The sequence below is a fragment of the Lactobacillus sp. X-49 genome, assembly GCF_057063645.1.
In genome coordinates this window covers 13547-26759 of record NZ_JBXSQM010000011.1, presented here as the reverse complement: position 1 = coordinate 26759, position 13213 = coordinate 13547, and the positions used below count along the sequence as shown (strand labels likewise).

Here is a 13213-nt window from a genome sequence, read left to right as displayed (position 1 = left end):
TTCTTATATTGAACTAAAATTTATAAGATTACAAATTAAGTTAGTCTTCTCTTAATACTTGACTAATATTACCATGACAAGTATTTAAGAGTTCAGCAGCCGCTTTTTTATCTTTACCCGTCTTAATCATTACAATTGCTAAAGCAACATTATTATCGGCTTGTGCTAGAATTGTTGCTGCATCCTTAGTTGTGCTCCCAGTAACTGCATTAATAATTCGACATGCGCGGTCAAGCAATTTTTGATTAGTTGGTTGCACATTAATCATGACATTTTGATAAACCTTACCTTGCTTAATCATCACTCCAGTTGAGATCATATTCAAAATCATTTTTTGTGCCGTACCAGCTTTCATTCTTGTTGAGCCAGTGATTACTTCAGGACCAACTACTGCTTCAATTCCAATTTCAGCATGCTTACTAATATTAGAATTCGAAACACAAGCAATAGAAACGGTTAATGCACCAACTTGATTGGCATAATCTAGACACCCTATCACATATGGAGTTCTACCACTAGCAGCGAGCCCTAATACAGTGTCACGCTTATTTAAGTTTATTTTGCGTAGATCGGTATATCCCAGTTTCGGAGAATCTTCTGCTCCTTCAACGGCTTGAAACAATGCTTGTTTGCCTCCAGCAATTATGCCAACTGCACGTTCAGGCTTAATACCATATGTAGGTACTAATTCTGCAGCATCTAGAACTCCCAACCGTCCACTTGTACCTGCACCCACATAGATTAACCTACCTCCTTGTGAATAGTGTTTGGCAGCTTCATCGATAGCATAAGCTATTTTGTGCTCCTGAGTACTGACAGCAAGAGCAACTTTTTGATCTTCTTGGTTAATTATTTTGACCATTTCGATAGTTGACATCATATCAATATGAGTTGTTGCCTTATTCTGCATTTCAGTTATTAAATTTTTGATTTCCATAACTTCACACTATTATTTCTTAGTTTGAATTATTACTCTTATCCGATAAATTTACATAGCAAACCCAAACATAGATTTCCTCTCTCTTTCTAACTTTTATGTAACCACTTAGTTATTTTTTATTGCCAAATCAACGTGAACTTGTAATTACTCAATAATATAAAAACAGACTGTTTTAAAAGACAGAATATTCTTTTAAACAATCTGTTTTGAACGATAACTTACTTTCATTATTCAACTTGTAAAAATTCTTCCGTTGACAAGCGATGGGCACCTAGCTTCGTTAATACTTGATTATAATGATGACGCATCGGTTTAATTAGTGAATCATGAGCATCGCCAATTAAAATTACTGAATAATTACGGTCTAATGCATCTTTAACTGTAGCTTGAATACAAGCATGGCTCATTAATCCAATTACAACCAAATTTTGCGGATGAAGTTGCTGAACCTTTTCAGCTAAACTAGGTTGGGTGAATGCATCCTGATCTTTTTTGGTAAACACTGGTGAAGTCTGTTTAACCTCTAATTGTGAACAAAGAGCGCCACAATTTTCTTGTTTAATATAAAAAACAGGTTCATTTTTTTCTTCAAATAGCTTAATAATCCGATTGATTCGCTTTATAAGTTTGGTCTTACCACTCAAAAATCGCATTGGCTTTTCTTGAACATCCATTACTAACAGTAAATTATCGCCTGACATTGTTTTCCTCTCAATTATTAAAATTATTTATTTAAAAAATTTGTCAATTAAAATAACTAGCTTAACACAATAGGTAAATAAGTTGTTATTACATCTCATTTACTCCTTACTGTTATTACATTCATAGATTTGCTTTTATTATAACGCTCTCAAATAAAGTTTCAACATGATTTTTAATTTAATACAAAATGTTATTTTAATTTATAATCATAGTAATAAAAGAGTCGCAAGATCAATCTTGCGACTCCTAAATCATTAATTAACATCATGTAAAATAAATGTGCTCCACGGATTAATTTCATCCAATAGATCTAAATCGTCATCTATTATTCGACCAACCAAGTTACGTCGACCATCATTTTCAAATGGCTTCAACACAACTTGCATTTCCCCTTTATAACGAGGGTACTTCTCATTAACAACAACAATATCACCATAGTCAAAAGTTGTTTTGACTTCAGCTTGTGCTGCAACCTCTTTATCTGAATAAACAACTCTAGGCTCGGTATCACGCAACAAATATTCTGACGCATCTCCACGATACAAATGGGGCTTTTTCAAACAGATTGTTCTTTCAATTGGTAGAACATCCTGTTCAAATTTAATCCCTAACATCGGAAATGGACTATTAAAAGCTTCTGCTGCACTTGCTAATTCTTCTTCACTAGCAAATGCATTACCAATGATAATATCATCAATCATTTTACTTAAACGCAGATGAGTTACCTGACTGAAAATATTTCTCTTTCGATCACTTTCCATCGTCGGCAAGCCTTCATGAACTGGCCAAGGACCAAATTTTGCTTGCTTTGAAGAAATAAACGCAGCTGTATGCAAGCCATAATCACGATATTTTTGAGAATATTCTATAAAAACAGCTTCACTTAACCCTGTATATTCCTGTGGATAAAAATTGTGACAACCAATTAAATTATCAATTTCAGGATCATATGACATGATACTATCTAAATAATTGGTACCACGACTTATATTCAATTCTATTTTTAATCCATAAGGATTATGAGTCATTGCTGCTTCTTCTAAACCACTGAAGCCTTCATCTAGACGAAGCCCCCAAACTCCTAGTTCATGAAAAAACTTCAAATCATGATAATCAATCTTTAATTCCTTAAACAAAACTGGGTTGATATCAACAATTGTTTTAAATCCTAGTTGATTAGCATAAGTGACATCTTCTTTAAGACGGGCTAGTAAATCAATACCGCTAGCACTCTTTAATTGTAAAAGTGACGAAAAAATACGTTGGTAACCATATTTTTTAGCTAAATCTATATATGTTTTATCTTGTTCAAAGGTACTCTGCTCAGGATAAAGTGAAATTCCTAATTGTTTCATTGTTATAACTCCCTAATTAAGCTTCTGTTTGAGGCTTGACATTATTAGCAGCCTTAACAAATGGTACATAAATCAAGAAACCAATTACCATGTTGATTAGTTGCAAAACAACTGATCGCCAATCCATTGTACCAACAAATGCATTAAGAATAGGCGGCATCGACCAAACAATTTGCGTTCTAACTCGTGAAACTAACCCCAAACTCAATGCCGCATATGATGTTGAAACCATAATTAATGGTGCAATTATAAACGGTATGAAATAGATTGGATCCAAGACGATTGGCATTCCAAACATTATTGGTTCATTAATATTAAAAATTCCTGGTACTAAGGATAATTTAGCCACTGCACGCTGATCTTCACGTGTTGAAAAAGCTAAAATTGCAAGAATTAATAGTAATGTAGAACCAGCACCACCGATCCACACATAAAGATCAAAATCAGATCTTGTCCACAAATATGGTAAAGTTTGTCCTTTATGGGCAGCATTCATGTTAGCGATTAAAGCTGTCGTCCAAATACTTTCAATAACTGGTGCCAACACGTTACTTCCATGAATACCAAAGAACCAGAATAACTGGACCAAGAATGTTATTAGCAAAACAGACCAGTAACCTTGACTAACTTTCATTAATGGATCCTGTATTGTCTTAGAAATAAAGTCAATTACCGTTGTTTGGTTAAGACTAAATAGATAATTAATAATACCAACTACATATAAACCGGCAGTTGCAGGAATAATTCCAGTAAAAGCTTTAGCTACTGCTGGCGGAACTGTATCAGGCATTTTTATTGTGATATTTTTCTTCATCAACCAGATATATATAGTTACCGAAATAGCACCCATAATCATTACTGTAAAGAAACCAGCTGCTCCAAAGTATTTACTAAAGTTAAAATAACCCCATGAAGTTACATTTTTACCTGTAATAACGGCGCCCGCATCAGTTAAAGCCTTCGTATCACCTTGAGAAAGTGTATTCTTCAAAACCAAAACAAAGTTTTGGGGTAAGCCCATAATGAAAGTTCCTAAGGTAACTAGTCCACCCGTAATTGGTTCTACCTTATATTGAACACATAACTGGTAACCAAATGTAAATGAAAATAACAACCCCAAAATAGCAGTTGAGCCTGTCCAAACCATTGCATTAATTCCAATTAGCCATTGCATTGAATTAACAAAGCTTGTCCAGCCAAATTGATTTGGTAAATCTCTAACCAAAGAATTTATAACATTTGCTACTGAGCCTGCTAGCATCAATGGCATCATCGCAATAAAAGCATCACGTAAAGCAATTAACCAGCGAATCGAACCAATCTTAGCAGCAATTGGAACAACGTGTTTATTTAACCAATTAATTAAAGCATTCATAATTTCCCTCCTACTCTTTACTTTGTTAGTATATCATAATTATGTAAGCGTTAAATGGTATATACAAAAAAGGTAGATAAAATCAACATTTTATCTACCTTTATATATATAATTTTAGTCAGTTATTTGTTTGTAGTAGCGTAATCTGCAATATTTAAGGTTTGCTGGAAACCATTACTACCAACAATAGTTAAAACAGTATTATTATTACTAAATTGAACCGTGCTTGCAGCTACACCATTTGCAGTTGCTACCACTTGAACAATCTGGTTGGCTTCATCCATTGTCAAATTCTTTAAATCATTAACTACTATCTTTTTACCGTTTAATGCAGCTTTAGCCTTGGTAATCTTGTTAATTTCATTCTTAACATTTGCAATGGTTGAACTAGCATTATTAACCTGTGTACCAGAAGTTACTGCATTATCATATGCATCACGCAAAGTTTTAGCTGATAATTTGTAAGCATCACTGCTTCTAACACTAGCTACTTCAGCTAAAGCATCTTGTAATGGCTTTTTGTCAGTTGCAGTTGCCATCACAGTTTCATCTTTAGCACTTTCTTCTGTATTCACTGGAACTAACTTGTCACCACTTATACTGCTAATGTCGCTTGCTTTCAGATAACCATTCTTGTCACTTTGTAACTTGTAGAATAATTCAGCTTTATTTTCACTCTCAACCCAAATGTAACGCAATTCAGTTACACGAGCTGTGTGACCTTTAGCAAATGTTTTGGTTGATTGTAAAATACCCTTATTGTTATAAACATTGGCATCGTTACCCAACGTTGCGATCGTACCAGTTTGATTATCTTCTGGTTTATTCTCATTTGAAGGTGATAATTGCTTACCTGTTATGACGCCAACGTTACTTTTCTTAATCCATTGATCGTCACCTGGGTATTTAGCATCACTAATGTGATAGTAAAGCTTACCATCAATATATTGCAACTTATCAACTTGAACCTTTTGACCCTTTTTAATTAGCTGATCACCGGAATTACCTTTACCATCATAAACATAAGCATTCTTACTCAAGGTAATAACAGTTGCATCATTCTGATTATCACTAGGTGTCCGGTCATTATCGTTTTTTGACGGTTTCTTATTACTTGGCTTTAATTTCGCACCAGTTGTTGAGCCAACATTTACAGCTTTAATGAATTGGTTAGTTTGTCCACCAATTCTGTAATATAATTTGCTACCAATGTACAGTAATTGATCAACTGTAACAACTTGACCTTTCTTCAGCTTCTTTTTAGCAGTTTTACCTTTAGCATCGTAAATGTAAGCATTACTCTTTAACTTCGCAGTAGTTGAAGCTGGAGTTGGTTTAGTTGTGGCCTTTTTGCCGTCAACTTTTTTACCATCAACATAACCAACATTTGCTGCTTTGATAAAGGCACCACCACCAAGATCATAATATTCTTTATTATTAATAGTCTTTTTGGCACTGTACTTAACTGTATAGCCTTTAGCAATTACCGTATTCTTAGAACTGCCCATGTAAGTCTTTAACCGCTTACCATTTTTATCATACACATAAGCATTACGACTTAATTTGATTTTTCCTTGCTGTGAGGTTGCTTTTTTAGACGAGTTTTTCTTAGTTTTGGCTGGCTTATTAGCAGCTTGGACTAAAGCAACTTGACTTACACTTAAAATTGGACTAACCCCAATTAATGCAGCCGTTGATACAGTTATTAATTTATGACTTAATTTCATTTATTTCTCTACCTCGTAAAATTTAAATTTCATCATATAATATTGTATACTAATACAACCTTTTTTTAAATGAAGTTTGTAATAGCTTACTTTTTCTTAAGAATCAGATAATCATTTCGACATTATCTTTATCATTTTTAAGCATTAGTGACTTAATAGTATTATTTTTTAGTTAATTACTTTTTATTTCCAATTAGGATCATTGGCTAACGGCAATTTATGCCAGTAATTTGGCTTATTTACTTGTCGCCCACGGGCAATTGCTAAATCATATTGGTCAACATCTTTAGTAATCGTTGAGTCAGCAGCTATAAAGGCATGATCTGCAACATTAACCGGCGCTACCAAAGTTGCACCTGAACCTATAAATGCTCGGTCTCCAACAGTTGTATGATCTTTTTTAACACCATCATAATTTGCAAAGATAGTTCCACACCCTACATTAACATCTTTTCCTAGTGTAGCATCTCCAACATAAGTTAAATGACCTACTTTTGAATTTTCTCCAATTTCTGCATTTTTAATTTCTACAAAGTTGCCAATATGGGCACCTGACCTAATTATAGCTTGTGAACGCAAATGAGAGTTGGGACCGATATCACTGTGATCGTCCATCTCAGCCCCTTCAATTGTTGACGATGTAATTGTTACATCATTACCAACTTTTGAATCAATAATCCTTGAACCAGAGGTAACTAAACAATCATTGCCGATTACTGTCTTACCTTTGATCACAACATTGCCCTCAATCTGTGTATCACTGCCGATTTCAACACCAGCATCAATATATGCAGTTTCAGGATCTACAAAAGTGACCCCATTACACATATGTTTTTTATTAATACGTCTCTGCATGATTTTGGTAGCCTGTGCCAACGCAACACGATCATTGACACCAATACTTTCACTGAAATCGTGCATTTTATATGCGCCAATTCGCTGTCCTTTATTTCGCAAAATCTCTAAGACATCAGTAAGGTAATATTCACCTTGCGCATTATGATTAGTTACTTGCTTGAGAGCTTTAAACAATTGTTTATTGTCAAAACAAAAAACGCCTGTATTAATTTCTTTAACTTTTAATTCTTCAGAATTCCCATCTTTTTGCTCAACAATCCGTAAAACATTATCCTGTTCATCACGAATAATTCTTCCGTACCCATATGGATTAGGAGCTTGCGCTGTTAAAACTGTTGCCGCATTACCTTTATTTTGATGATAATTAAATAATTTTCGGAAAGTCTCACTAGTAAATAATGGTGTATCTCCAGTTATTACCAGTGTCGCTCCTTCTTGTCTTGAAAGTTGCTTTTCTGCGGTTAAAACCGCATCACCTGTTCCCAACTGTTTTTTTTGTAAAACAAATTCAGACTTACCAGCTAATACTTTTTTTACTTCTTCAGCACCATTACCAACAACCGTTACTATTTTATCTGGCTCAATTGCCTGTGCGGCCTCAACCACATGTTCAACCATCGACTTACCACAAACTTGATGCAAAACCTTATACAGCTTTGATTTCATTCGTGTACCTTTACCGGCTGCTAATACAACTACAAACTTTTTCATTAATTCCGGCCTCTTTATATTCTTAAATTATTATTTTATTTTATCATATCATCAGGTAACCTAAAAATGGTTAAAGTTTGTATGTGATATAAGAGTACCAGGTTCAGCTAAAATCACATTCTTCTTACTATCTACACAAGTAATTCTTATTAATGACAAATGATCTTCGATTAACTTTTCATCATCAAAATCGGCTTCACACAAAACACAAACACCAGAAATATTACTATTAAATTCCTTAACTAACTGTTGCATACCCGTTAACGTTCCACCTGCCATCATGAAATCATCTACTAATAGAACATTTGAATTTTTATTTAAAACTCTAGTCGGTAATTCCATTTTTGATACCCGATCAAGTGAAGAAGAAATATAATTAACCGAAACGGTCGCCCCTTCTGTCACTTTGGAACGTTTACGAGCAATAATAAACGGAACATTTAAATAACGTGCGACAGCCTGTGCCAATGCTATTCCCTTGGTTTCAATAGTCATTACTACATCAATATTGGAGTATGCATAACGCGTTGCTATTAGTCTACCAATTTTGTCTAAATCTTGTGGATTACCTAAAATATCCGAAAGATAGACAAATCCGCCCGCCAAAATTCTATTGGGATCCTCAATTCTACTAGCTAAGTCTTCTAAATATTGTTGGGCGTGTTCCATCCCCCAAAATGGAATATACCGTACACCCCCAGCAGCACCAGCTACTGTTTCTAAAATCCCATCTTGATTAGCAGCTAACGTATGCTTTAAAATTGCAAGATCTTCCGAAATTGAAGATTTAGCAGCATCATAGCGTTTTGCAAAAAAAGGCAATGAAATCAAGTCATGTGGTCGTTCCATTAAATACTTGGTCATATCAACCAATCTCTCTGAACGTTTCATAAATTTTCCTCCCTAATGTTTGGTTTTTGCCAGTTACTACTATACACTGAACCACAAAAAAAGGCACTAACATTTACAAAATGTTATTACCTCCACAAATGCTAATTAATCAACTTAATCAGTTATATCATCAAATTTTAAAGTGATATTTTTAGTCAATAAATCCGTGTAGCTATAAGAAACATGTTTGAAATTATTTTGATCTTGGTCTAAATCGACTACAAACACAGCTGGAAATGTTTCTTTTAAAATCCCTCGTCTTTTAGTAACTTTCTTACGTCCTGCTCTTGCAACGACTGTAATTGGGTCACCTAGGTGTGAATCCAATTTTTCTTTAATGGTAATAATAGATGTTGGCACTAATAACAACTCCTTTGAGTCGAATTTTACCACTTTATCATCATTTTTTCAATACTTTTTAAGAGCAAGTCTGTAACAACATTATCTTTTTGACTTAATTGCCTGTGCCAACATAACAAATTGAGAAATAGCCAATTGTTCCGGTCTAACTCTTGGATCAAGATGCAACTTTGCCAATAATTGCTTACGACTATCGGGATCTGGCAAAATATTTTTAAGATTATTATTTAAAGTTTTACGTCGTTGGCCAAAACACATTTTCACTATCCAATTAAAATATTCTGGATCGCCCACAGCAATTTTTTGTTCTAAAGGCTTTAATATCACTACACTTGAATCAACCTTTGGTTGAGGAGTAAAGGAACTGCTTTTAACCGTTAAAGCAATTTTAATACTCATTTCAGTTTGCACACCAATTGTTAGTGGACCGTAATCTTTATTATTGGGTTTAGCTTGAAGCCGTTCAGCCACTTCTTTTTGCATCATTAAGGTTAAACTACTAAAATTCATGGCTTTATTCAAAAAGAAAATTATCGGCGTTGTGATGTAATAGGGCAAATTGGCAACTACTTTTATTGGCTTATTTAAATCAAAGAAGCCCTCAAGATCATGTTTAAAATCAGCTTGCAAAATATCTTTCATTAAGAGCCGAAAACGATCATTAAGAGCAACACCATTAACTTTAATTGGTAACTCATTGTGCAAAATTTCTGGCAAGCTATCATCAACTTCGTAAGCAAAAACCTTAGCTCCTGCCAGTAAAAGTTGTTCCGTCAAAGACCCAATTCCAGGTCCAATTTCTATTACCTGATCATCTTGTCCAATTTCAGCTGCTTGAACAATTCCTTGAATGGCATTTAAATCAATCAAAAAATTTTGTCCTAAATTTTTCTTAGCCCGAACAAAATAGCGATTAATGATCGCTTGCGTCCTAACCATAGAGCCAATTGGCATTTCATTATTCATTATTAGCCTCCTTGACTGCAGCTTTCAATTGAGCTAAAGGCACATTGAAAGTACGCAAACGCTTATAAAATTGCTTTGCATTTCCATAACCAATTCGCAAAATTATTCCCACTTTTTCACGCAATTGTCGTGAACCTTGACCACTAGATAAGCCAAGCTTTCGATAAGCATATAGCGTTAAATCACTAGCAGGTGGTTGAATCTCACGTAAATCACTTAGAGCTTTGCCTAGTGCTTGTCTTGAAGCATGTTCAACCCCCAATGAATTGCCTCTATTATGCGGCTCGCCTTCCTTACGAGTAATAAAAGCCTGCTTAGCCTTAGGAACTGCTTCAGTCACAAGACGCCGAATGCGTTCACCATTTAAATCAGGATCAGTTAAAATTATTATTTCTCGTTTTTTACTTAGTTCTTTCAACTCTTCTAAAACAGATGCCGGAACATCCGAACCATTTGTTTCAATTGTTTCAATACCAGGGAAAAATTGCTTTAGACGAATTGTATCGTCTTTTCCTTCGACAACCACAACTGCATTAAATTTTTTTTTAGTTAAGACCATAAACCCTCATCGTATTTTTATATGTTATTTGTGCAACTTCTTCTATCGAAATACCTTTTAATTGAGCAATAGCTTGACCAACATAGTAAACGTATCCCGGTTCATTTTGATGACCACGATACGGTTTAGGAGTTAAAAAGGGCGCGTCTGTTTCTAGCAGCAACCTATTCAAAGGTGTCTTTTTAACCGCTGCATGAACTTCTACTGCCTTAGTAAATGAGGCTACACCAGAATAAGAAAAATATACATTTAAGTCCAAAAACTTATTTAGCCAGTTAACATCCCCATTAAAACTATGCAAAATTGCGCCGTATTCCAAATCACTATGCTTTAAAATTTCATAGCAATCGCCAAAGGCATCCCTAGTGTGGATATCTACCGGCTTTTCCATCTCATGAGCAACTTCAATCTGTCTTGCAAAAACCTCACGTTGTTTTGATCGTGGTGATTCATCCCAATAATAGTCAAGACCAATTTCTCCCATTGCCACCACGCCAGGAATTTGTAACTGTTCAATTATCGTATCCTCAGCTTTTTGATCATAGTCTTTAGCAACATCTGGGCAATAACCCACCATGGCATATACTTTTTCAAAACGCTGACTTAGTTCTATTGCTCTTTTATTAAATTCAGGATCCTGCCCCACGCAAATTACTTTTGTTACACCTAGCTTTTGGGCGCGATCAAGGTAAAATTCTTCCCTACCTCGAAATGGCTCATCTTGTAAATGCGTATGGTTATCAATTATTTCCATTAGCCTAATTCTGCTCCAAGTTCATGCTCATCGCCTACTATCGCAAGTTTTACTTGTCCGCCTTGTTCACTTGATAAAAGCATTCCTTGACTTAATTGACCCAACATTTTACGTGGTTTCAAATTTGTTACTGCCAGTACTTTCTTACCTAAAAGCTCATTAGCATTCGGATAAAATTTACGAATCCCACTTAAAATCTGTCGTTCTTGACCGTTCCCAAAATCAAGTTGGAATTGGAGCAATTTATCCGAACCCTTAACAGGTGCAACGGCAAGAATTTTACCCACTTGTATTTTAACCTTATCAAAATCATCAATTGTAATTTCCTTGTCTTGCCCTTTTTCACTACGACTTTGTTTCTTAGGCTTGGCTTTAGCCATCTCATCTTTAATATATTTAATTTCTTCTTCAGGTTTCAGTCTTGGATAAATTGGTGTTGGCTTAGCAACTACCTTGATGTTCCAATCATATGCTCCAAAATTAAGCTGTTTTTGACTTTCATCGTTCCAATCAAGACCTAATTGCTTAAACATCTCAATAGGTGTCCTGGTCATAATTGGTGCAATTAACAAAGCAATTATACGTAAGCTCTCTGCTAAGTTAGACATTACCCGTGCAAGTTCAGCAGTTTTTCCTTCCTTGTTTAAAGTCCATGGCGTGGTTTCATCTATATACTTGTTGGCACGACTAACTAGTTTCCAAATATCGTCAATTGCCTGAGTAAAATGAAGTGTATCCATTTCTTGATGATAATTAATAATAATTTCAGCAGCAGTTTGTGCTAAATCTTCTCCAAATTGATCTTGTTCACCCGCAACTTGAGTAATAAGACCATTTTGATATTGATTAATCATCGAAACAGTTCGATTTAATAAATTACCTAAATCATTCGCTAAATCATAATTGACACGTTCTACAAAATCTTCCGGAGTAAATATTCCATCTGAACCAAACGGTAGTGCCCGCATTAGATAGTAACGCAATGCGTCAACGCCGTATCGACTAGTAATTGATTCAGGATAAACGGCATTACCCTTGGACTTGGACATTTTACCATCCTTCATCAATACCCAGCCATGACCAATAATATGCTTAGGTAGTGGCAAGCCTAATGCCATCAACATAATTGGCCAGTAAATTGTGTGGAACCGGACTATTTCTTTACCAACTAAGTGAATATCTGCAGGCCAATATTTTCTGAATAGCGAATCATCATCTGAACCATATCCCAATGCCGTAATATAGTTAGACAAAGCATCGATCCAAACGTAAACAACATGTTTAGGATCACTTGGCACAGGAATTCCCCAAGAAACAGTTGTCCTTGTTACTGATAAGTCCTCTAGTCCTGGTTTGATAAAATTATTGACCATTTCTTTTTCTCGAGAATGAGGCAAAATAAATTCAGGATGATCTTGATAGTATTGATAGAGTCGATCTGCATATTTACTCATTTTGAAGAAATAAGATGGTTCCTTAACTAGTTGCACCTCATGACCAGATGGCGCTTTACCGCCAATTACATTACCGACATCATCCTTATAAACCTCGGCCAGTTGAGATTCTGTGAAATATTCTTCATCCTCAACTGAATACCAGCCGGTATATTCTCCAAGATAAATGTCACCTTGATTTAGCAGTTGTTCAAAGATTTTTTGAACTCCTTTAACATGTTGCTCGTCAGTTGTACGAATAAATTTGTCATATGAAATATCCAAACTTTTCCATAACTTTTGGTAGGTAGCAGCCATATCATCTACAAATTTCTGTGGCTTGATGCCTTTTGCTTCAGCCTTTTGTTCAATTTTTAAACCATGTTCATCCGTTCCAGTTAAAAAGAAAGTATCAAACCCCTGCGTACGCTTATAGCGTGCCATCACATCTGCAGCAATCGTTGTATAAGCGTTACCGATAGTTAAACGGCCAGACGGATAGTAGATTGGGGTGGTAATGTAAAAAGTTTTTTTATCAGCCATATTCATTTTCTCCTTAAGTTTCATCTAATTTATTATATT

The 13213-nt window shown here is 35.0% G+C and carries 12 protein-coding genes; all 12 read right to left on the bottom strand.

What is annotated here, in order from left to right; translation table 11 throughout:
* Nucleotides 1-40: 40 nt before the first annotated feature.
* The 12 genes from murQ to metG all read right to left on the bottom strand — a co-directional run bounded on the left by murQ (nt 41) and on the right by metG (nt 13174).
* On the bottom strand, nt 41-937 hold the full coding sequence (murQ, locus tag ACYIAQ_RS06280) for an N-acetylmuramic acid 6-phosphate etherase (RefSeq protein WP_483562996.1): 897 nt from the start codon (nt 935-937) through the stop codon (nt 41-43).
* A 230-nt stretch (nt 938-1167) separates the two neighbouring features.
* Nucleotides 1168-1641, bottom strand: coding sequence for a cysteine hydrolase family protein (locus tag ACYIAQ_RS06275; RefSeq protein ID WP_483562995.1), 474 nt, complete (start codon nt 1639-1641; stop codon nt 1168-1170).
* A 255-nt stretch (nt 1642-1896) separates the two neighbouring features.
* The gene (locus ACYIAQ_RS06270; RefSeq protein WP_483562994.1) at nt 1897-2997 is read right to left on the bottom strand and encodes a DUF871 domain-containing protein; all 1101 of its coding nucleotides are present in this window, start codon (nt 2995-2997) and stop codon (nt 1897-1899) included.
* A 16-nt stretch (nt 2998-3013) separates the two neighbouring features.
* A complete protein-coding gene (locus ACYIAQ_RS06265) occupies nt 3014-4372 on the bottom strand; it encodes a PTS sugar transporter subunit IIC (protein ID WP_483562993.1) in 1359 nt (452 codons plus the stop codon).
* 122 nt (nt 4373-4494) lie between these two features.
* Entirely contained in the window at nt 4495-6099 is a 1605-nt protein-coding gene (locus ACYIAQ_RS06260; RefSeq protein WP_483562992.1) for an SLAP domain-containing protein, read from the bottom strand.
* 183 nt (nt 6100-6282) lie between these two features.
* A complete protein-coding gene (glmU, locus tag ACYIAQ_RS06255; protein WP_483562991.1) occupies nt 6283-7668 on the bottom strand; it encodes a bifunctional UDP-N-acetylglucosamine diphosphorylase/glucosamine-1-phosphate N-acetyltransferase GlmU in 1386 nt (461 codons plus the stop codon).
* A gap of 60 nt (nt 7669-7728) precedes the next feature.
* Nucleotides 7729-8559 (bottom strand): pur operon repressor, encoded by an 831-nt coding sequence (gene purR, locus ACYIAQ_RS06250; RefSeq protein ID WP_483562990.1) that lies wholly within the window; start codon nt 8557-8559, stop codon nt 7729-7731.
* Nucleotides 8560-8673: 114 nt separating this feature from the next.
* On the bottom strand, nt 8674-8919 hold the full coding sequence (locus ACYIAQ_RS06245; protein WP_122018960.1) for a Veg family protein: 246 nt from the start codon (nt 8917-8919) through the stop codon (nt 8674-8676).
* A gap of 81 nt (nt 8920-9000) precedes the next feature.
* Nucleotides 9001-9885 carry a 16S rRNA (adenine(1518)-N(6)/adenine(1519)-N(6))-dimethyltransferase RsmA gene (rsmA, locus tag ACYIAQ_RS06240; RefSeq protein WP_483562989.1) on the bottom strand — a complete coding sequence of 295 codons (885 nt, stop codon included), beginning with the start codon at nt 9883-9885 and terminating at the stop codon, nt 9001-9003.
* On the bottom strand, nt 9878-10444 hold the full coding sequence (gene rnmV / locus ACYIAQ_RS06235) for a ribonuclease M5 (protein ID WP_122018964.1): 567 nt from the start codon (nt 10442-10444) through the stop codon (nt 9878-9880). The genes rsmA and rnmV overlap by 8 nt, the downstream gene beginning before the upstream one ends.
* On the bottom strand, nt 10431-11198 hold the full coding sequence (locus tag ACYIAQ_RS06230; RefSeq protein ID WP_483562988.1) for a TatD family hydrolase: 768 nt from the start codon (nt 11196-11198) through the stop codon (nt 10431-10433). Before ACYIAQ_RS06230 ends, rnmV begins: the two co-directional genes overlap by 14 nt.
* The gene (gene metG, locus ACYIAQ_RS06225; protein ID WP_483562987.1) at nt 11198-13174 is read right to left on the bottom strand and encodes a methionine--tRNA ligase; all 1977 of its coding nucleotides are present in this window, start codon (nt 13172-13174) and stop codon (nt 11198-11200) included. The genes ACYIAQ_RS06230 and metG overlap by 1 nt, the downstream gene beginning before the upstream one ends.
* Nucleotides 13175-13213: the final 39 nt, after the last annotated feature.